This is a genomic window from Microbacterium proteolyticum, from assembly GCF_030818075.1.
Lineage (GTDB): Bacteria > Actinomycetota > Actinomycetes > Actinomycetales > Microbacteriaceae > Microbacterium > Microbacterium proteolyticum_A.
On record NZ_JAUSZZ010000001.1, the window covers coordinates 497,302 to 516,895 of the forward strand.

The 19,594-nt window shown below is 71.7% G+C and carries 18 protein-coding genes; 8 read left to right on the forward strand and 10 right to left on the reverse strand.

Annotation, left to right across the window (positions count from 1 at the left end; all coding sequences use genetic code 11):
* Nucleotides 1-298 precede the first annotated feature (298 nt).
* The gene (locus QE392_RS02380; protein ID WP_307447335.1) at nt 299-835 is read left to right on the forward strand and encodes a GNAT family N-acetyltransferase; all 537 of its coding nucleotides are present in this window, start codon (nt 299-301) and stop codon (nt 833-835) included.
* A gap of 43 nt (nt 836-878) precedes the next feature.
* Here the strand turns inward: QE392_RS02380 and QE392_RS02385 are convergent, their stop codons facing one another.
* Nucleotides 879-1,901 (reverse strand): methylenetetrahydrofolate reductase C-terminal domain-containing protein, encoded by a 1,023-nt coding sequence (locus QE392_RS02385; RefSeq protein WP_307447338.1) that lies wholly within the window; start codon nt 1,899-1,901, stop codon nt 879-881.
* Nucleotides 1,902-2,010: 109 nt separating this feature from the next.
* Here QE392_RS02385 and QE392_RS02390 point away from each other — a divergent pair, with 109 nt between their 5' ends.
* From QE392_RS02390 to QE392_RS02405, 4 genes are all read left to right on the forward strand, one after another.
* Nucleotides 2,011-2,625, forward strand: coding sequence for a pyridoxamine 5'-phosphate oxidase family protein (locus QE392_RS02390; RefSeq protein ID WP_307447340.1), 615 nt, complete (start codon nt 2,011-2,013; stop codon nt 2,623-2,625).
* A gap of 3 nt (nt 2,626-2,628) precedes the next feature.
* On the forward strand, nt 2,629-3,462 hold the full coding sequence (locus tag QE392_RS02395; RefSeq protein ID WP_307447343.1) for an FAD binding domain-containing protein: 834 nt from the start codon (nt 2,629-2,631) through the stop codon (nt 3,460-3,462).
* A 142-nt stretch (nt 3,463-3,604) separates the two neighbouring features.
* The gene (locus QE392_RS02400; protein ID WP_307447345.1) at nt 3,605-6,637 is read left to right on the forward strand and encodes a molybdopterin-dependent oxidoreductase; all 3,033 of its coding nucleotides are present in this window, start codon (nt 3,605-3,607) and stop codon (nt 6,635-6,637) included.
* 64 nt (nt 6,638-6,701) lie between these two features.
* Nucleotides 6,702-7,157 carry a hypothetical protein gene (locus QE392_RS02405; protein ID WP_307447348.1) on the forward strand — a complete coding sequence of 152 codons (456 nt, stop codon included), beginning with the start codon at nt 6,702-6,704 and terminating at the stop codon, nt 7,155-7,157.
* Nucleotide 7,158: 1 nt separating this feature from the next.
* Here QE392_RS02405 and QE392_RS02410 read toward each other — a convergent pair whose 3' ends face one another.
* A complete protein-coding gene (locus QE392_RS02410) occupies nt 7,159-7,641 on the reverse strand; it encodes a MarR family transcriptional regulator (RefSeq protein WP_307447351.1) in 483 nt (160 codons plus the stop codon).
* Between the two features lie 185 nt (nt 7,642-7,826).
* Between QE392_RS02410 and QE392_RS02415 the strand changes: the two genes are divergently transcribed.
* The 3 genes from QE392_RS02415 (at nt 7,827) to QE392_RS02425 (ending at nt 8,817) form a co-directional block, all read left to right on the forward strand.
* Complete coding sequence (locus QE392_RS02415) at nt 7,827-7,994, forward strand: hypothetical protein (protein WP_307447354.1); 168 nt, start codon at nt 7,827-7,829, stop codon at nt 7,992-7,994.
* Between the two features lie 28 nt (nt 7,995-8,022).
* Entirely contained in the window at nt 8,023-8,364 is a 342-nt protein-coding gene (locus tag QE392_RS02420; protein ID WP_307447357.1) for a DUF7882 family protein, read from the forward strand.
* Nucleotides 8,365-8,442: 78 nt separating this feature from the next.
* Complete coding sequence (locus QE392_RS02425; protein ID WP_307447361.1) at nt 8,443-8,817, forward strand: hypothetical protein; 375 nt, start codon at nt 8,443-8,445, stop codon at nt 8,815-8,817.
* 103 nt (nt 8,818-8,920) lie between these two features.
* Here the strand turns inward: QE392_RS02425 and QE392_RS02430 are convergent, their stop codons facing one another.
* From QE392_RS02430 to QE392_RS02465, 8 genes are all read right to left on the reverse strand, one after another.
* The gene (locus QE392_RS02430; protein WP_307447364.1) at nt 8,921-9,778 is read right to left on the reverse strand and encodes a PhzF family phenazine biosynthesis protein; all 858 of its coding nucleotides are present in this window, start codon (nt 9,776-9,778) and stop codon (nt 8,921-8,923) included.
* A gap of 149 nt (nt 9,779-9,927) precedes the next feature.
* Nucleotides 9,928-11,211: an allantoate amidohydrolase gene (locus QE392_RS02435; RefSeq protein ID WP_307447367.1), complete on the reverse strand. Its 1,284-nt coding sequence runs from the start codon at nt 11,209-11,211 to the stop codon at nt 9,928-9,930.
* Between the two features lie 64 nt (nt 11,212-11,275).
* Nucleotides 11,276-12,463 carry a pyridoxal-phosphate-dependent aminotransferase family protein gene (locus QE392_RS02440; RefSeq protein WP_307454004.1) on the reverse strand — a complete coding sequence of 396 codons (1,188 nt, stop codon included), beginning with the start codon at nt 12,461-12,463 and terminating at the stop codon, nt 11,276-11,278.
* Between the two features lie 238 nt (nt 12,464-12,701).
* Complete coding sequence (locus QE392_RS02445) at nt 12,702-14,288, reverse strand: AtzH-like domain-containing protein (RefSeq protein WP_307447370.1); 1,587 nt, start codon at nt 14,286-14,288, stop codon at nt 12,702-12,704.
* A 160-nt stretch (nt 14,289-14,448) separates the two neighbouring features.
* A complete protein-coding gene (locus QE392_RS02450; RefSeq protein WP_307447373.1) occupies nt 14,449-15,660 on the reverse strand; it encodes an acetamidase/formamidase family protein in 1,212 nt (403 codons plus the stop codon).
* Nucleotides 15,661-15,665: 5 nt separating this feature from the next.
* Nucleotides 15,666-17,000: an allantoinase AllB gene (gene allB / locus QE392_RS02455; RefSeq protein WP_307447376.1), complete on the reverse strand. Its 1,335-nt coding sequence runs from the start codon at nt 16,998-17,000 to the stop codon at nt 15,666-15,668.
* 51 nt (nt 17,001-17,051) lie between these two features.
* Nucleotides 17,052-17,921, reverse strand: coding sequence for an aspartate/glutamate racemase family protein (locus QE392_RS02460; RefSeq protein WP_307447379.1), 870 nt, complete (start codon nt 17,919-17,921; stop codon nt 17,052-17,054).
* A complete protein-coding gene (locus tag QE392_RS02465; RefSeq protein ID WP_307447382.1) occupies nt 17,918-19,570 on the reverse strand; it encodes an NCS1 family nucleobase:cation symporter-1 in 1,653 nt (550 codons plus the stop codon). The genes QE392_RS02460 and QE392_RS02465 overlap by 4 nt, the downstream gene beginning before the upstream one ends.
* Between the last annotated feature and the right edge of the window lie 24 nt (nt 19,571-19,594).

A 19,594-nucleotide genomic window follows, 5' to 3' on the forward strand; every position in this document is an offset into this window, starting at 1 on the left:
CGCTCACCGCAGGTGGCCCCGGGGCCACTTCCACCGCCCCGGGGCCACGCCACGACACCGCGCCGCGACGCCGCGCGGCAGAAAACGCGCGCCCGCTCACCCGCAGGTGACCCCGGGGCCACATCTACCGCCCCGGGGCCACGCCACGACACCGCGCCGCAGAGAACGCGCGCCCGCTTACCGCAGGTGGCCCCGGGGCCACATCCACCGCCCCGGGGCCACGCCGCGACACGACGCCAGAACACCGCACCGCACCGCACCGCACCGCACCGCACGACATTCTGATCGAATGGATGCCATGACCACCTCGCTCGCCACCGGCCACGAGCCGCGCCCCGACACCCTCGCCATCCGCCCGGTCGCTCCGGACGAGCACGCCGAGGCGGGACGCCTGACCGCGGAGGCCTATCGCACCAGCTACGAGGGCCTCACCGAGGGGTACCTCGCGTCGCTGGCCGATGTCGAGGGCCGCGTCGCGCAGGGCGAGGTGTGGGTCGCGCTCGACGGCGACGAGCTGGTGGGAACCGTCTGGGTTCCCCGCCCCGGCGGGCGCCTCTCGCCGCTGGCACAGGAGGGCGAGCTCGACTTCCGCCAGCTCGCGGTCGCCCCGTCCGCCCGCGGGCGCGGAGTCGGCGAGGCGCTGACGCGGCACGTGATGGCCCTCGCGCGCGAGCGCGGCGCGGATCGTGTGGTCATGAACAGCGGCGCCGAGATGCTCGGTGCGCACGCGCTCTATCTGAAGCTCGGATTCCGACGGATGCCCGAGCGCGAGTACCCGGTCGAGGTGGCGCCCGGGCGGTTCCTCGACCTGTGGGCGTTCGGCTACGACCTCTGACCTCACGCGGAGCAGGGGTCGCTCGACCGGGAGGAACCGCCCGTCAGCGCAACCGCCGCGCGATCTCCGCCAGCGCCTCCGCGAACGCCTCCTCGCCGCCGTCGCGCCCGCCCGAGAGGTTGACGCCCACGACTCCCGGCAGCGCGAGCATCTCCTCGGCGAGCGCGACGGCCAGGGCGATACCCTCGGCGCGCGGGTCGCGGGCTCCGCGCACGCGGGCGAGGAACCCGTCCGGCAGCACGAGCGTCGTGAACGACTCGAGCAGGTCGGCGGAGGCGTGGTCGACGACGACCGGCACGCACGGGATGTAGCGGATGCCGTCGCCCACCTCGTCGATGAACCGGGCGACCGCACCCGCCCCACCGGCGTGGTTGACGAAGCAGACGTCGGCGCCCGCCCGCTGCTTCTCGCGCAGGCGCGCCGCCCGTCGGTCGACGGGAGGGGCCGCGGGGGACGCGGCGACCGACACGACGTGCCCGGCCGCCCGGGCCAGCGCCGTCGCCTCCGTGGAGTCGAGGTCGAACACCGGCGCCGCGTCCGGGCGGTGCCCCGTGCGGGTGTGGTCCCCGGTCACGCAGTGCACCCCGGCCACCCCCTCCACGGCGAGGGCGGCCAGCTCGCCCTCGATCGCGACGCGGTTGCGGTCGCGCATGTTCAGCCCGGTCCATACGCGCAGCCCTCGTCGCTGCAGCAGGTGCGCGCGGTAGGCGGGCGGGAACTGCACGCGCGCGCTCCCCGCGTCGCCCGCGAGCACGGCATCCACTTCTCCGCCGAGGATGCCCGCGCACGCGTCGATGGATGCCACGCTCAACGCGCGCGCGGGGAGGTCGGCGATCACCCACGGGCGTGTGCCGAGGGAAGCGAGGGTGGCGGACGCGGCGGCGGTACGGCCGGCGACGGCCGGGACGGTCGCGCGGTCGACACCCGTCCACGGCACGGTCGGGCGGGCGAGGAATGCGCAGCGATGATCGGCGTCGATCTCGCAGGAGCCGTCGAAGCCGACGCCGCCGCAGGGCCCGTACTCCATGCGCTTGGGGCACGCGGCGATGACGGGCAGCACGGTCATGTCGGGAAGTGTAGGAAGCGCGTGTTTCCGCGAATGTTCGTGGCGGCAACACTGCGGAAACGCGCGCTCCGTACGCTCGTCGATACCCGCAGCAACCCCGGAGGTCGGCATGATCACGGCAGGCACCACGTTCGGCTCCGATGTCGACGACATCCACACGCTCGTCGACGACCCGTTCGGCCTGATGCTGCAATGGCTGCCCCCGCACGACAGCGAGCTGCGTCCGCTGGCGTCGCTCGCCACCATCGGGCGCGACGGCCTCCCCTCACTGCGGCACGTGCTCGTGAGCGACCGCGACCACACGGGTCTGTACTTCCACACCGACTCCGCCAGCGCGAAGGTCGCGCAGATCGCCGCCAACCCGGTCGCGGCGATGTCGATCGCCTGGCCCGACCTCAGCAGGCAGCTCGTCGTACGCGGCATCGTGGAGCGCGTGAGCGCCGCCGACGCGGCCGCGACCTACGCCCAGCGCTCGCGCTACCTGCAACTGCTCGCGTGGCTCAACACCGACGAGAACGCCCGTCTGCCCGAGACGGAGCGACACCACCTGTGGGCCGAGTTCGACGAGTCGCACCCCACGTTGACCCCTCCGCCGCGGTGGGTGGGCTTCCGCGTGCGTCCGGTGACCTTCGCCTTCTGGCGCGGCGACCCGCTCGGGCAGAGCACGCGTCAGCACTACCGCCTCGAGAACGGTCGGTGGTCGGGCAGAATCGTCGCGGGCTGACGCATGGACATCACCACGATCACCTCTTTCCGCTCGGCGCGCACGCGCGACGACCTCGCCCTCGCACCCGGCGAAGTCGTCATGGCGGGCGGCACCTGGCTGATGAGCGAGCCGCAGCCCGGAACCACGGGGTTCGTCGACCTCACCACCCTCGAGTGGCCCGACATCGAGATCACCGACGAGGGGCTGCGCATCGGCGCGACCTGCACGATCGCGCGCCTGCTGGCGTGGGTCGAGCACGAGGCGCCCGCGGCCTGGACCTCGCTCGCCCTCGCCCGCCCCTCCGCCGACGCGCTGCTGGCGTCGTTCAAGATCTGGAACACCGCCACCGTCGGCGGCAACGTCTGCCAGGCGTTCGCGGCGGGAGCGATGATCGCGATGCTCTCGACCCTGGATGCCACGGCCCTGGTGTGGACGCCCGACGGCGGCGAGCGCCGAATCGCCGTGGCCGACCTCGTCGTCGACAACGCCGCGACCTCCCTCGCCCCGGGCGAGGTGGTGCGCGCCCTCGACGTCCCGGCGCGCGCCCTCGCGTCCCGGGTGGGCCTGCAGAAGATCGCGCTGGCCGAGCTCGGTCGATCGGGTGCCGTCGTCACCGCCCGAGTCGACCCCGACGGCTCGGCGGTCTTCGTGGTCACGGCGGCGGTGCGCCGACCCCGCGTGCTGCGATTCGGTCGCATCCCCGGCGCCGGGGAGCTGCGGGATGCCGTGGCCACCGCGCACGACTTCTACACCGACCCGTTGGGCAGTGCCGACTGGCGGCGGGGCGTGAGCGTGGTACTCGCGGAGCGGGTGCGCCAGGGGCTCGCGCGCACGCTGCAGGAGGGCGCGGCGTGACCGCCGGATCCGGCGCCGTGCCGAATTCCGGAGGATCCGTCACCGAGTCCCGCGCGACCCCCCACGACGCGTCCCCCATCGACCAGAACACCGGAGTACGGCACGCTCGCCGGCGAGCTGCCCTCCGTCGAGGAGCCATCACGTGAGATTCGAGGTCAACGGCATCCCCATCGAGGCGGATCCGAGGCCGGGTCAGAGTGCGCGCACACTGCTGCGCGAAACCGGCCATGTCGAGGTGAAGAAGGGCTGCGACGCGGGCGACTGCGGCGCGTGCTCGGTGCTGCTCGACGGCACGCCGACCCACTCGTGCATCATTCCGGCGATGCGCTTGAACGGGCGCGCGATCACCACCGCCGCGGGACTCGCCCCCGCTGACGAGCTCCACCCCGTGCAGGAGGCGCTGGCGAACGGCTTCGGCTTCCAGTGCGGCTTCTGCACGCCGGGCATGAGCGTGACCGCCTCGACGCTGGCATCCGGCGACCTCGACGATCTCGACCGCCGGATGAAGGGCAACCTCTGCCGCTGCACCGGGTACCGCCCGATCCGCGACGCCATCCGCGCGTCGGTGCTCGGGCCCGTGCGCGAGACCGGCCCCCGGTGCGACACCGCCCCCGCGGGCGGCGCCCCCCGCGTCTGCGGCGACGGCACCGACGCTGACTTGCGGCATATGCACGCCGACGACGCGACCGCACGTACACACCCCGCAAGTCACCAGGGTGCCGGCGAGGGCACCGACGCTGACTTGCGGCATATGCACGCCCAGGACGCGGCCGCACGTACATATGGCGCAAGTCACCAGGGTGTCGGCGAGGCCGACGACGCCGGACCGAGTGCGGGGGCCGGGCCGAGTGCGGGGGCCGGGCCGAGTGCGGGGGCCGGGCCGAGTGCGGGCACCGGGCGGATCGGCACCTCGACCGTGCCCGAGGCCGCGCGCCGCATCGTGCAAGGCCGTGAGCCGTTCACCTTCGACAAGCCCGTCCCCGGCGGACCGCCGCTCGTGCTGCGCGTGGTCACCTCGCCGCACGCGCACGCGCGCATCGTGTCGATCGACACCGCGGCCGCCCTCGCGGTCCCCGGCGTCGTCGCCGTCTTCACGCACGAAGACGTCCCCGACGTGCGGTACTCCACGGGCCGCCACGAGCACCGCACCGACGATCCCGACGACACCCGCATGCTCGACGACGTCGTCCGTCACGTCGGCCAGCGCGTCGCCGCGGTGATCGGCGAGACCGCGGAGGCCGCGGACGCCGGATGCCGCGCGGTGCTCGTCACGTACGACGTGCTGCCCGCGGTGTTCGATCCGGAGGAGGCCCGCCGCCCGGGTGCGCCGCTGCTGCACCCCGACCGCACTCCCGAGGAGCGCGTCCTCGCAGCCGGGCGCAACGTCGTCGCCGGATTCCACACCGGCCACGGCGGCGACATCGACGCGGCTCTCGCCGCCAGCCATACGACCGTGACGGGTGAATGGCGTTCGTCGCGCGTCACCCACGCGGCCCTCGAGACGCACGGCGCCGTCGGGTGGCTCGACGACGACGGGCGGCTCGTCATCCGCTCCTCCACGCAGGTACCGTTCCTCGCGCGCGACGAGCTCGCCCACATCTTCGGCCTGGAACGCGACCGGGTTCGCGTCTTCGCGGCACGAGTCGGCGGCGGCTTCGGCGGCAAGCAGGAGATCTTCACCGAAGACCTCACGGCCCTGGCCGTGCTGAAGCTCGGCCGCCCCGTCGCCTACGAGTTCTCGCGCACCGATCAGTTCGTGCGGGCATCGCTGCGGCATCCCATGCGCGTGCGGGTGACCCTCGGATCGGATGCCGGGGGCACCCTCACCGCGATGAAGCTCGACGTGCTCAGCGACACCGGCGCGTACGGCAACCACGCGATCGGTGTGCTGTTCCACTCGTGCGCGGAGTCGACGACGCTGTACCGGGTGCCGGTGAAGTGGATCGACGCCGAGGCGGTGTACACGAACAACCCGCCGTCGGGCGCGTTCCGCGGCTACGGACTCGGGCAGGTGGTCTTCGCGGTCGAGTCGGCTCTCGATGCGCTCGCGCTCGAGCTGGACATCGACCCGTTCGACCTCCGCCGCATCAACGCCGTCCGCGCGGGCCATCCGCTGCACCCCGACGACGACGAGAAGTACGAAGAGGATCTGATCTGGGGCAGTTACGGCCTCGACCAGTGCCTCGACCTCGCGCAGAACGCCCTCGAGCGCGGCAACGGCGTCGAGGCACCCGAGGGGTGGCTCGTGGGCGAGGGCATGGCCGCGGCGATGATCGCGACCATGGCGCCGCGCGGGCACATCGCGCACACCACGGCGACCCTGCGCCCCGACGGCACGTACCTGCTGCGCGTCGGCACGGCCGAGTTCGGCAACGGCACCTCGACCGTGCACCGTCAGATCGCGGCGACAGTGCTCGACGCGCCCCTCGACCGCCTCGAGCTCTGGGCCGCCGACACCGACGCCGTGCGGCACGACACCGGCGCCTTCGCCTCGGCCGGAACGGTCGTCGCGGGCAAGGCGCTCTTCGGTGCGTGCGCGGCACTGCGACGACGGATGGCGGAGATCGCGGCGGAGTTGGCGGGAGCGGATGCCGCGGGCGCCGAGCTCGTGGCATCCGGAGTCCTGGTGGGGGGCGAGGTCGTCACCTGGGCGCGGATCATCGCCGCCGCACCCGCCGGGTACGTCAGCCCCGAGGGACTGACCGCCGACGGCGCGGAGTACGGCGATCTCCGATCGCTCGCGTTCAACGTGCACGCGGCGCGCGTGGCGGTCGACCCCGAGACGGGCACCGTCAAGGTCCTGCAGTCCATTCAGTCCGCCGACGCCGGCGTCGTCATCAACCCGGCGCAGTGCCGCGGCCAGGTCGAGGGCGGCGTCGCGCAGGCGCTCGGCGGAGCACTGTACGAGGAGGTGTACGTCGAGGACGGCGTGGTGCAGAACCCGGTGTTCCGCACGTACCGTGTGCCGCAGTTCGCCGACGTCCCCGACACCGAGGTGTACTTCGCCGACACGGACGACAGCCTCGGTCCGTTCGGGGCGAAGTCGATGAGCGAATCACCCTACAACCCGGTGGGAGCGGCGATCGGCAACGCCGTGTCTCGCGCCCTCGGGCGCCGCGGGTATGAATTGCCGTTCTCTCGCGACCGGGTGTGGAGGCTCGCCGGCGGGCGGTGACGAGACCGCCGTCAGGCGCTCGGACCGGCTCCTCGTCTCCGGGAGCATCGGTCCCTTTCCCGGCATGGGAATCGACCCTTTCCCTTTGATGGCCTCGGTCCACAATGTCGTAGGCTTTTGCTGGCGGGGAACCGCCTGCGGACACGAGGAAAGGGTGCAGAAAGTGCCGTTTCGCAGCAAAGACACGTTGCAGGCCTGGCTCGATGAATTCGCCGCGATCAGATCCGCCGGCGCGGTAGCGGCGTACGTCGCCGATCAGGAGCCGGTCGACGGCGTCGACGACGGCCTCGTCATCTTCCCTCTGTCCAACGCGACGACGTCGGTGTACCTCGCGCCGATGGCGGTCGGTGCCCCCGATTGGCGCGTCACCTTCGAAGCGCAGCCGGACGTGACGGAGCTCGCGCCGAACGCCGTATACGACCTCTGCCGCGAACTCACCGCCGCCGCGGACCTGTGCGCCTTCCTCCAGCGCAAGTCCGTCGAACACATGGCGCAGTTGGCGGCTGACGCCGAGGCCTGATTCAGGCCGCCGGAACGCCCGTCACTGCGGCGCGGTCGACGCGCGCCACCTGCTCCTTCGCCGCGAGGGTCGCGTGCCGCATGAATGCCGCGAAATCTTCTTCGACCTTCGGATCGAGCTGTTCGATGATGTTCCGGAACGTGTTCTGGAAGTGCGCCAGCTGAGACCACGGCTCTTTCTCGAGGTCGATCGCCAGGTGAATGTGATTGACACGGCGGTCGTTCTCATCGGGCTCGCGACGCATGATGCCACGGCGGACCAAGCGCTCGACGAGCGTGGTGATACCCGCTGAAGTCACCCCGAGGTGCGTGGCGAGTTCGGAGGGCCGCACGCCCGGGTTGATGCTGACATACGCGAGCGCCTTGGCGTCGAGCTCGTTCACCCCGAGCTGTTTCCGCGCACGGGCGGCTGCGTCGTCTCGTTCCCAGCTGTACAGCGCCAGCGCTGCCATGAGGGGGGACGTCTCACCCGTTTCAGCGTTCATCCATCACTCCCGAGGTCGTATTTCCTTCCATCATACCTAGCGCCCTAAAGTTCTGACGCTGATCTTCACCTCTCCTGATCTTCAGCCCTGGTGACACTCAACAAGATTACCTAAGCTCGTTGACTACCTGCTAGGTTGATCATCACCGGGCAGTACTTGTCCGCCGCACCGGAAGGATCAGGACCGTGACCAGCACCGCATTCCCCTCAGCACACGCGACGCGTCTGCGTCGCACCACCTTCGTCCCCTCCCCCGCCGATGTGGCCGCTCGTCGGCTGTACATCGGCGTGAGTGCGGCCGCGGCGCTGGTTTCGACCGTCGCGATCGCCGTCGTCACCCCTCTCGTCTTCTGATCTCGCAACCCCACAGGAAGGACCGACCATGGGCCAGCTCTTCTACGGTTCGAACCCCGAGCCGATCGTGATCGACGACCGTCTGCTGCAGTACCTGCAGGTCGTGCTCTCCACGAAGCTCCGGCGCGGCGAATCGTTCACGATCACCTGGACGGACGCGGAGTCCGGTCACCTGCGCACCACTCTCTGGATCCAGCCGGCCATCTCGCTGCGGTTCCAGTACTCCTCCGCCGACGCGGAACGCCTTTCGGGCGGCTACCTCCGTCAGCTCGCCGACCAAGCCGCGATGTCGTCCGGGCTCCTGCTGAACGCCTCGACCTGGCAGCAGCAGGAAGACGCCCACCGCGTGCAGCTCGCCGCTGCGGCGTGACCACCGCTGAAACCCCGGTACGAGCCCGCCCCTGACGGGGCGGGTTCGTCGTTTCCCCATTTCCCAGGAGCAGGACCCATGCCCTTCCACAGCAAGAAGACCCTCGAGCACTGGGTGGCGGAGTTCGTCGAGGTCAGAGGCGGTGCCGAGGCCGTTCGCGTCGTCGTGCAGGAGACACCGGGTGACCAGGACACCGGTCTCGTCATCGTGCCCCTGGAGAATGCCCCCCACACGGTCTGGATGGAGCCCCGGTCAACGGGCGACGACCTGAACTGGCACGTCGTCATCGAACAGTCCGACAGCCCCTTGGATCTGACCAGCTTCGAACTGAACGCCCTCACCCACGAGTTGCAGATCGCCGCCGAGCTGTGCGCATTCCTGCAAGAGAAGTCGCTCGGCTCCTTCGACTTCGAGGCCGAGTCCAGCGCGGAGTCCGAGGCGCCCGCGGAATAGGGGCCTCGCGACGAAGGCAGCGTGGTCCGGTGACCGCGGGCTCCGGCTCGCGTCCTCTGCGAGCGCTTGCCGATGTGCCGGTGCGCGGACGACGAGCGGATCGTCAGATCGGCGTCGCTCCACCTCGCACCCGGATGCCGCCGACCGGCGGAACCTCCACGGCCAGCACGCTCGGCCGGCCGATGTGCCGCCCCTGCTCGACGGTGAAGCCGAACGGTGCGGGCACCCCGATGCGGTCGCGCAGGTAGGCGCCCAGCGAGGCCGCGGCGGAGCCCGTCGCCGGGTCTTCGGTGATGTCTGCGACCGGGAAGAGGTTTCGCGCCTCGGCGACGAGCCCGTCAACGATGTCGCCGGCGACGTGCACGACGATCACGGTGCCCTTCCAACCGCGCTCGTCGAGGAGTGCGCGCATCGCCGCGGCGTCGAAGACGAACGAATCGAACAGGTCGCGGGAGGCGAGGGCGACCACCGGGTGCAGGTTTCCGGCGAACGACTGGGCCAGCGGCATCCGCTCGTCGAGGTCGTCCGCAGACACGCCCAGGAGGGCGAGGAGACGGTCGGCGACCTCGGGCTCCAGATCGATGACGTACGGCTCGACGCTCGTGAACCCGGCCACGACGCGGCCGTCCGGACCGGGCTCCGTCGTCACGTCGACCGACCCTGCGGCGGTGTCGAAGACGAACTCCCCCGGACCGTCCACCTCGGCGAGTGCGACGGCGGTCGCGATGGTGGCGTGCCCGCAGAACGGCACCTCGTCGTCGGGCGAGAAGTAGCGGACGCGAATGCGCCGCCCGTCGCGCGCGGTGACGAACGCGGTCTCGGGGTGTCCCAGGTCGGCGGCGATGCGCTGCATCTGCGCGTCGTCGAGGTCCGCGGCCTCCAGGACCACCCCGGCGGGATTGCCGCCGCCGGGTTCGGCGGCGAAGGCGAGCAGTTCGAGGATGCCAGGAGCGTCGGTCACGAGTCGATTCTCGCCCCGATGCCCTCGAAGAGACGCGGGCCAATCCGTGGTGAGTGGCCGCTCCCTCCCCGGGCTCGGGGCGGGTGACGCCGGCGAGCACGGTGTCGCTCGACCTGCTCGCCGGAGACGACGCTCGTCCGGTGCGGTGGTCAACGCGGCTCCGCCCCCAGGTGCAGCACCGCCTCCGCGAAGGCGCGAAGGCCCGCCGCGACGTCGACGGCCGTGACCGCTTCGTCGGGGTGGTGGCTGATGCCGTCGGGGTTGCGGAGGAAGAGCATGCCGACCTCGGTGATCGCCCCGATCGACATGGCGTCGTGGCCGGCGCGGCTGAAGAGGGTCGGGGCCTCGCCGCCGATGCCCGCTCGCACGACGTCTTGCAGCAGGGGGGCGCAGAAGACGGCCGGCGCGCTGTGCACCTCGCGGGCGTGCCAGCGCAGACCACGACGGCCCATGATGGCATCCAGGTCGCGGGAGATCTCGTCCCACGTGTGGTCGCGGGTGGCGTCGAACTCCCCGCGCAGGTCGAGGGAGAAATGCGCTTCACCGGGCACGACGTTCACCGCCCCCGGGAACGCCTCGAGCTGCCCGACCGTGCCGATGATGTGGTGCTCGCCGCGGCAGATGCGCTCGACCGCGAGGGCCGCTTCGCTCGCCCCGAGCAGCGCGTCGCGGCGCATGTCGTAGGGCGTGCCACCGGCGTGCCGGGCTTCGCCCTCGACCACGAGCTGGAACCGCCGGGCGGACGCGATGGACGACACCGCCGCGAGAGCCTGCCCGCTGCGGTGCAGTTCCGGCCCCTGCTCGATGTGCGCCTCGAGGTACCCCACGAGTTCGTCGGGGCGGCGGGCGGCTTCGCCGATGCGGCCGGGGTCGAGACCGAACTCGCGGAAGGCCTGCCGCAACGTGTAGCCGTCGGCATCCGTGAGGTTCCACCAGGCTTCGTCCCACTGCCCCGCGACGGCCGACGAGCCGAGCAGCGCCTTGCCGAAACGCGTGCCCTCCTCGTCGCTGAAGGCGATGACCTCGAGCGCGAACGGGAACGGACTGGATGCCGCACCCTCGTCGTCGACGCGGCGGACGAGCCGGACGACCTCCAGGGCCATCAGCACGCCGACGATCCCGTCGAAGCGTCCGGCATCGGGGACGGTGTCGAGGTGGGAGCCCAACAGCAGTGCGGGGGCGTCCGGAGCGCCGGCAGGGGCGAGGCGACCCACCTGATTGCCCGCGGCATCCTGACGCGTGCTCATGCCGAGCTCGCGCATCCACTCGGCGGCGAGACGGTTCACCCGGGCGTGCTCGGGCGACAGGTAGACCCGCGTGATGCTCCCGGGCGTGGCGGTGACGCGCGCCAGCTCTTCGCAGCGGCCCATGACACGGCGTGCGGCCGAGGCGATGCGCTCGGGGGCGACCTGCAGGCGGGTGGCTGCGCTCACGGGAGCCCTCCACCCGTGCGCGGCTCCGGCCACTGAGGTGCGCCGACGGAACGGGCGAGGAACGTCATGAGCGCGCTCCCGCGTACACGCCCTGCGCCGCCTCCACACCGCCGCCCGCCGGCACCGCCGCGCCGTGACGGCGCAGCACCGCCTCGAGCGCGGCGAGGGTGGTGAGCACGGCGTCGGTTCGCGCGTTGTACCCCATCGTGCCGATGCGCCAGACCCGGCCGTGCAGCGGTCCGAACGAGGTGCCGATCTCGATGCCGAAGTCGCTCAGCAGCTCCGCGCGCACGGCGTCGCCGGTCACTCCGTCGGGGATCTCCACCGCGACGACGTTGGTCATCTTGTGTGCGACGTCGCCGAAGACCGTCAGCCCGAGGCCCTGGACGCCGGCGAGCATCGCGTCGCCGTGCAGCTGGTGTCGCGCGATCACCGCATCGCGGCCCTCGAGGAGCAGCACGCGGGCGCACTCGCGGGCCCCGTAGAGCATGGTGGTGGCCTCGGTGTGGTGGTTCAGACGTCGCGGGCCCCAGTAGTCGAGGATCATCGCGAGATCGAAGTAGTTGGAGCGGATGAAGTCGGATGCCACGGCATCGCCCTCCTCGCGGATGCCCGCCTCCACCCGCGCGCGGGAGCGTGCCACCTCGACGGCGCGCTCCGACAGGCTGATCGGCGCCGAGCCGGAGGGTCCGCCGAGGCACTTCTGCAGGCCCGCGGTCGCGGCATCCAGGCCCCACGCGTCCATCTCGAACGGGTTGCCGCCGAGGGATGCCGTGGCGTCGGTGTAGAAGAGTGCGCCGTGGGCCGCGCAGATCTCGCCGATCTCGTCGAGCGGCTGCAGCATGGTCGTCGACGTGTCACCCTGGACGCACGCGACGAGATGCGGCTTCACCCGCTCGACGGCTTCGCGGATCGCCGACACCGGGAAGACCTCGCCCCACGGCACCTCGATGGTGTGCACCTCGGCGAGCGCACGCTCGGCGATCTCGGCCAGCAGGTGGCCAAAGCGTCCGAAGACGGGGACGAGCACGCGCTGCCCGGGACGCACGAGCGAGAGGATCGCGGCCTCGATACCGGCACGGCTGGTGCCGTCGATGAGCACCGTCGCGTCGTTGTCGGTGGCCCAGACCTGGCGGTACAGCTCCTGGGTCTCGCTCATCGTCGCCGTCATGAACGGGTCGTACTGGCCGACGAGCGGCGCCCCCATCGCGCGCAGAACGCTCGGGTAGGCCGAGATCGGGCCGGGGCCCATCAGCAGGCGGGCGGGCGGGTCGATGGGGCCGGGGAGGGTGCTGTTCACGAGGTCTCCGTGGGACGAGAGCGGGCGATGAGGGGAGAAGGGACCGGCGCATCCGGCCGGGCGGGCACCGGTGTGCGGAGCGCGGACCGGACTCGCGCACCCTGGCGGGCCGAGCGGTCGCGCCGACCGGGAAGCCGCGGGGCGTGGGCCGCGGAGGTCGCACTCCTCGAGGACCGCGCAGGGATCGGGGTCATGATCGGCTACCGGATGCCACGAGGGCGGCGAGCCGGCGGGCGAGACGCACGAGCGCGATATCGGTGCCCGCGCGCGAGACGAGGCACACGCCGACGGGCGCACCATCGACCGTCAGCAACGGCACCGACACCGCCGGGAGCCCCGCGACGGCGGCCGGCGCCGTCATGCGCAGGGTCGCCGCGCGAACGGCATGCACGTCGGCGGTGCGCTGCGGGGCGGGCCCGGGAACCGTGGGGAAGATCAGCACGGCGCCGTCGACGAGCTCGGCCAGGTGCGCCGCGAGCGGGTCGAGCTCGGCCCGCGCCGCCCGTTCGTCGGCGGCCGTGATCTGCGCGGCGACGCGGAAGCGCTCGGCGACGGCGGGCCCCACCGCCCCGGGGTGCGCGCGCAGCCAGTCGCCGTCGTTGCGCCAGGCCTCGGCGCCCTGGACGGTGCGGAAGGCGGCGAAGGTGGCATCCAGGTCGCCCGTGTGCACGGCGCGGAAGGAGGGCGGATCGTCGGATGCCGCGAAGGCGGCCAAGAGCTTCGAGAAGGCCTCCCGCGTGGCGGCGTCGGCGCAGTCGAGGATCTCGTCGGGAACGAGGAAACGCCACGGGAGGTCGTCGCCGGAGGCGCCGTAGACGTTCTCGGTCGAGGCGGACCCGTCGTAGCTGAGGCACCAGTCGGCGACCCGCTGCAGCGTCTCGCCGTCGCGCGTGAGCCAGCCGATGGTGTCGAACGACTGCGCGAGCGGGAGCATGCCCTGGCGCGGCACGAGGTCGTGGGTGGTGCGCAGGCCCCACAGTCCCTGGTACGAGGCGGGCACGCGGATGGAGCCGGCGGTGTCGGTGGCCAGGCCGATGTCGGCGTGGCCGAGCGCGACGGCCGACGCCGGTCCGCCCGACGACCCGCCGGGCAGGGCTCCGACCACCGCGCCATTGGGCGGGGTGCCGTAGTGCACGTTGTCGCCGGCGATCGAGTAGGCGAACTCGTCGGTGCGGGCGATGCCGCGCAACGACGCCCCGGCACGGAGCAGGTCGGCGACGGCGGGCGCGGTGGCCTTCTCCGGCCGCGCCTCTTCGAGGAACGTGGGGTTGCCCGCGCCGATGCGGAAGCCGGCGATCGCGAAGAGGTCTTTCACGGCGACGGTGAGCCCTTCGAGCGGCCCCTCCCACGCGCCCTGCAGGAACGGGTCGCCGACGCTCCGCCAGATCGTGCGGTCGAGGGCGGGGGTGCGCGGGGTGACGTGAGCGGCGGTGATGAGCCACTGCCCCTCGACGCGCTCCCACACCTGGGTCTGCAGGCCGCGGCCCCCGCCGACGAACTGCGACACCGACATCAGCAGCGCGATGTCGCCGTCCGAGCTCTCGCCCTCGTTCGCCGTCGCGAGCGGACGGTAGTGGATCTCGGCGATCCGCCGCGGCGGGACGCCGCCGCGCAGCGACCGGAACCCGCTGATCGCGTCGTGGCCGACGAGGAGCCCCGCGGCGTCACCGCGCAGGGTGTCGGGACCGGGCGCGAAGAAGGCATCGAGGGCGTCGAGGTCGTTCGCGATGATGGCGCGCTCGTACGCGTCGAAGGCGTCTCGCAGGTCTGCGGGCATGTCCACGGTCAACGCCCCGCCCCTTCCTGTCGCGCGTCGGGTGTCCGCGGCATTCGGCACACAGCCGTCTGAAGGCGGCGTTTCGCGGACACTCGATTCTTCCTGTCGGTCGTGGGCGACGGCGCCTCGGCACGGGCCAGGGCGACGGCCAGCGCGGGGGTCACGCGGCGCCTCCCTCGTCGTCGCGCGCGGGTGTCTCCGACGCGGGAGCGGAAGAGCCGGTGGATGCCAGCGGCTCCGGCTCCGCGCTCGGAACCCCCGCGAAGTCCGCCTCGCGGATGCGCGCGTGCACGCCGGAGACGATGTCGACGACCTGCGAGATGTCGAAGTCGGTCGCGGCGCTCAGGTAGGCGTAGGCGAGGTGCTCGTCCATGCCCCAGCGGCTGCCCAGCAGCGACAGCGACGCACGCACGCACGCCCGCATCGCGGCATCCAGATCGGGGTCCATGCCCGTGGGCACGAGATAGTCGGGCGTGCGCACCAGGGGTCCGGTCACCTCGCCGAAAGCGGCGCGCGCGGAGTCGGCGGGGATCACCTCGAAGCGCAGCGTGGCGCGCAGCGACGCCTCGAGGGCGGTCAAGGCCACCTCGCCGTCGCCCTGGGCGAAGTGCGGGTCGCCGACGTAGGCCAGGGCTCCCTCGACCTGAACGGGGAGGAAGAGCGTCGTGCCCTCGACGAGGAGGTTGATGTCGATGTTGCCGCCGTGCGTGCCGGGCGGCACCGAGTGCGGACGTTCCTCCCCCGCGACGGCGACGCCCATCGTGCCGAGGAACGGCGCGAGGGGGAAGGCGACGACGGGCTCGGCGCCGTCGACCAGCGGCAGGGTGCCGTACAACGCACCGTCGCGCTCGGCGACGGCGGCGAACACGCTGACGTTGTGCTCACCACGCGGCAACTCGCCCACGAGGGCGCCCTTGCCGTGACGGTTCGAGATCACGCCGTAGGGAACGCGCGGCACCAGCGTCTCGACCGTGATCTTGAGCAGATCACCGGGCTTCGCGCCGCGCACGTGCACCGGCCCGACGACGACGTGCGGTCCGTCGGCGAAGGGGTCGCGCGAGACGGATGCCGCGATCTCGATCGCGTCGTCGAGCACCGCTTCGGGCGCGACCCCGTGGGCGGCGAAATAGGCCGCAGGGTCTTTGCCCTGATCGTCGAGGATGCCCTCATGGCTCACGGTGTCGAACGTGACGCTCTCACCCGAGGCGATCTCGAGCACGGGCGCATCGCCGGCGCAGGGAAGCCGCCCCCACAGGACGGTCTCGGGCGTGGCGCGGAGGTAGTGGTCGCCGGGGGTGGCGCCGACGCCGGGCTGCAGGATGGGGACGGGTGTCGAGGCCTGCGTCCCGCCGGCGGTCGGCAGGGACGTCACGCCGCTCACGCCTCGACCGCCGCGGCCGCGCGGAGGATCTCTCGCCCCTCGCGCTCGGTCACCGGCGCTCCGCGGCGATACACCGACTCGCCGCGCAACCACGTTTCGCGCACGACACCGGTCAGCGTCTGGCCGTGCCAGGGCGTGACCGGGTTGCGGTACTCGAGGGTGGCGGCATCCACCACGAATTCTTCTTCGGGGGCGAAGGCCACGAGATGGGCGGGCGCGCCGGCCGCGATGACGCCGAGGCCCTCGAGGCCGGCGATGCGCGCCGGACCGGTCGTCATGAGCGGGAGCAGGCTCTCGAACGACAGCCCTCGCGCGCGAGCGGTGGAGTGCACGGCCGAGAGGCCGGTCTGCAGCCCCGCGATCCCGCCCCAGGCGAGGCCGAAGTCGGGGTTGCCCTTGAGCTCGACGGTGGCGGGCGAGTGGTCGCTCACGATCGCGTCGACGGTGCCGTCGACGACACCCGCCCACAGCAGATCGCGGTTGTCGCCGCCGCGGATGGGCGGGCAGCACTTGAACGCGCCGGCACCGTCGGGAACGGCCGACGCATCGAGGGTGAGATAGTGCGGGCACGTCTCGATCGTGAGACGCACGCCCTCTGCCTTCGCGGCACGCACGTCGTCGAGCGCGCCGCCGTCGGAGACGTGCACGATGTGGGCGCGGGCACCGGTGCGGCGGGCGGCCTCGATGACCCGCTGGATCGCGGCGCGTTCGCTCTCGGGCGGTCGGCTGGCTTCGAAGTCGCTGTAGCGCGGGCCGAGTTCGCCGTCGGCGTGCAGGTGCGCGGGGTCTTCGGCGTGCACGATCAGCAGCCCGTCGAAGGCGGCCAGTTCGGCGAGGCAGCGCTCCAGCTGCTCCGCATCGAGGTGGCCGAACTCGTCGATGCCGCTGGGCGAGAGGAAGCATTTGAAGCCCACGACGCCCGCGTCGGCGAGCGCACGCAGCGAGCCGAGGTTCTCGGGCACGGCACCGCCCCAGTAGGCCACGTCGACCGCGAGCTTGCCCGCGGCGGCGGCCCGCTTGGCATCCAGCGCGTCGACCGTCGTCGTCACCGGCGAGCTGTTGAGGGGCATGTCGACCACGGTCGTCACACCGCCCGCCGCCGCGGCGGCGGTGCCCGTCAGGAAGCCCTCCCATTCGGTGCGGCCGGGTTCGTCGAGGTGGACATGCGAGTCGACCAACCCCGGCAGCAGCACGGCGTCGCCGGGGAGGACGGTGTCGGCCGCCGCGTCGAACGCCTCGACGGCGGAGATGACCCCGTCGTCGATCACGACGGTGGCGGGTGCGAACGCGCCGTCGAGGTAGACGCGGCGGGCGGCGATCCGAGTGCTCATGGCATTCACGCTATGCGCCACGCGTTTCACTGATGTAACCGTCATCAACATTCATGCGAAAACCCCGAGATTCACGGCCTGGGGAGAAGGCGCACGACCCGCGGTGGTCGGGGCGGTGGCGTCCGCGCCCGCGGTTCGGGGCGCCGCAAGTGGCCCCGGGGCGTCAGAAGTGGCCCCGGGGCCACCTGCGCACGCCGGCTCCGTCGCACCGACACCGGCGAACCCCCGCGGCGGCCGCGCGTACTCGTCGCGCTTGCTCGTGCCGAGGCCCATGCGCACCATCCCGGATGCCATGCCCACGGCCGCCGCAACACCGTCGACCACGGGCACGCCGAGGCGGGCCGTGAGCTCGGTGCACAGGTCGGCCATGCCGGCGCAGCCGAGCACGATCACGTCGGCTCCGCCCGCGGCGGCCTCGGCGCCGTACCGCTCGATGAGCGAGACCGCCTCCGACCCCGTGTCCTCGAGGTCGAGCACCGGGATGCCGGTCGCCGCGAGCGACACGCACGCCCGCTCCATGCCGTAGCGCGACACGAGGTCGTGCGCGCGGCCGAGGGTGCGGCTGAGGGTCGTGACGACCCCGAAATGCCGCCCCGACACCGCGGCCAGGTGCATCGCCGCTTCGGCGATCCCGATCACCGGCACCTCCACGAGCTCCCGCGCCGCGTCGAGGCCGGGATCGCCGAAACAGGCGATCACGTACGCGTCGGCGGGGTCGGAGCCGTCGCGGTCGGCGGCGACGAGCTCGACCACGGCGGCAGCCGCCGCGATCTCGTCGGTGTGGCTCTCGATCGCGGCAGCGCCGGTCGCGGGGCACACGGCGTCGATGACGACGTCGGGTCCCGCCACCCCCCGGGCGGCGTCCGCGATCTTCGCGGTCATCGCCCGGGAGGTGTTGGGGTTGATGAGCAGGATCCTCACGCGGTGGCATCCGTTCGCGGTGCGTTCGGCGACGCCTGCACGGGAACCTCGGCCGAGATGGGTGCCGGCTCGGATGCCGCAGTCGCGGCCGCTCCGTCGACGGTGCCGTCGGAGATGCCCTCGGTCTCGCCGTCGAAGGTCGGGACGCGGGGGTCGAGACGCTCGAAGAGAAGGAAGAGCACGTAGCCCAGGCCGCAGCCGATGAACCAGCTGTAGTCGCTGATCGCGGAGATGTTGAACAGACCCAGGTCGGCGAAGAGCTTCGGGAAGATCGCGATCGCGACGGTCGGGACACCCGCGGCGATGACGGCCTTGACCGCGTTCGGGTTGAAGCCGTTGCGGTACCAGTAGGGCCCCTCGGCATCCATCGTGAACATCGCGTCGACCTTCACGCGCTGGCGGGCGGCGATGTAGTACCCGGCGATCAGGATGCCGAACAGCGGGCCGATCAGCGCGCCCAGCACGCCGAGCGAGTAGTGGATGGCATCGCTGTTCGAGTACCAGTTCCAGGGCATGAGGAACGTCGAGCCGACGGCGGCGATCATGCCGCCCGCGCGCCACGAGATCTTCTTCGGGGCGACGTTGGAGAAGTCGAAGGCGGGCGAGATGAAGTTGGCGACGATGTTGATGCCGACGGTGGCGGTGACGAAGGTCAGGCCGCCGAGCAGGATCGCGAAGGGCGTGTCGATCTGCTCGACCGTCTTGATCGGGTCGGTGATGAGCGAGCCGAAGACGGGCACGGTGGCCGAGGCGGTGATGACGGTCAGCAGCGAGAAGAACATGAAGTTGATCGGCAGACCCCAGAAGTTGCCCTTCTTCACCGCGGCGAAGCTCTTGCCGTAGCGGGCGAAGTCGCCGAAGTTGAGCATCGGGCCCGAGAAGTACGACACCACCAGAGCGATGGCGGCGAACATGACGGGGATCGACGCCCAGAAGTCGAGCTGCGTCGTCGACAGGGTGAAGGAGATGTTCTGGATGCCGGCCTGCGAGACGAGGTAGACGGCGAGGACGATCATGACGACGTAGACGGCGGGACCGGCCCAGTCGATGAAGCGGCGGATGACCTCCATACCGTTCCAGAACAGCAGGAACTGCGCGACCCAGAGGATCGCGTACGAGATCCAGCCGAGTGCCGACAGGCCCGCGAACGACACGTCGAGCAGCGCGGCCGATCCGGGCACGAACTTCAGGAAGATGATGTTGAGCGATTCCGCCGCGAGGAACGTCTGCACGCCGTACCAGGCGATGGCGATGAGGCCACGGATGATCGCGGGGATGTTGGCGCCGCGGATGCCGAAGACCACGCGGTTGATCACGGGGTAGGGAACGCCCGTCTTCTGGCTGGGCTTGGCGACCATGTTGGCGAAGACCTGCACGATGACGATGCCCGCGATGAGGGCGACGAACACCTGCCAGGACTGCAGGCCGAGCGCGAAGAGCGAGCCGGCGGTGACGTACCCGCCGACGGAGTGCACGTCGCTCATCCAGAAGGCGAAGATGTTGTAGCTCGACCACTTCTGCTTGCGCAGCGGTGCGAGGTCTTCGTTGGCGAGACGGTCGTCGTACTGGGGCTTCATGTTGCCGCCCCCGTGGGGGTGGCCGGCGGCCTCCACGAGATCGTGGGGGCCGGTGAGCGGTGTGGATGTCATGTCGTTCCTCTCGGGGCGAAGGAT

What these genes read in the sequence shown, in the direction of transcription:
- QE392_RS02380 (WP_307447335.1), top strand. Translation starts at nt 299, where the DNA reads ATGACCACCTCGCTCGCCACCGGCCACGAGCCGCGCCCCGACACCCTC.
- QE392_RS02385 (WP_307447338.1), bottom strand. Translation starts at nt 1,901, where the DNA reads ATGACCGTGCTGCCCGTCATCGCCGCGTGCCCCAAGCGCATGGAGTAC.
- QE392_RS02390 (WP_307447340.1), top strand. Translation starts at nt 2,011, where the DNA reads ATGATCACGGCAGGCACCACGTTCGGCTCCGATGTCGACGACATCCAC.
- QE392_RS02395 (WP_307447343.1), top strand. Translation starts at nt 2,629, where the DNA reads ATGGACATCACCACGATCACCTCTTTCCGCTCGGCGCGCACGCGCGAC.
- QE392_RS02405 (WP_307447348.1), top strand. Translation starts at nt 6,702, where the DNA reads ATGGGAATCGACCCTTTCCCTTTGATGGCCTCGGTCCACAATGTCGTA.
- QE392_RS02410 (WP_307447351.1), bottom strand. Translation starts at nt 7,641, where the DNA reads ATGAACGCTGAAACGGGTGAGACGTCCCCCCTCATGGCAGCGCTGGCG.
- QE392_RS02420 (WP_307447357.1), top strand. Translation starts at nt 8,023, where the DNA reads ATGGGCCAGCTCTTCTACGGTTCGAACCCCGAGCCGATCGTGATCGAC.
- QE392_RS02425 (WP_307447361.1), top strand. Translation starts at nt 8,443, where the DNA reads ATGCCCTTCCACAGCAAGAAGACCCTCGAGCACTGGGTGGCGGAGTTC.
- QE392_RS02440 (WP_307454004.1), bottom strand. Translation starts at nt 12,463, where the DNA reads ATGGGCCCCGGCCCGATCTCGGCCTACCCGAGCGTTCTGCGCGCGATG.
- QE392_RS02445 (WP_307447370.1), bottom strand. Translation starts at nt 14,288, where the DNA reads ATGCCCGCAGACCTGCGAGACGCCTTCGACGCGTACGAGCGCGCCATC.
- allB (WP_307447376.1), bottom strand. Translation starts at nt 17,000, where the DNA reads ATGAGCACTCGGATCGCCGCCCGCCGCGTCTACCTCGACGGCGCGTTC.
- QE392_RS02465 (WP_307447382.1), bottom strand. Translation starts at nt 19,570, where the DNA reads ATGACATCCACACCGCTCACCGGCCCCCACGATCTCGTGGAGGCCGCC.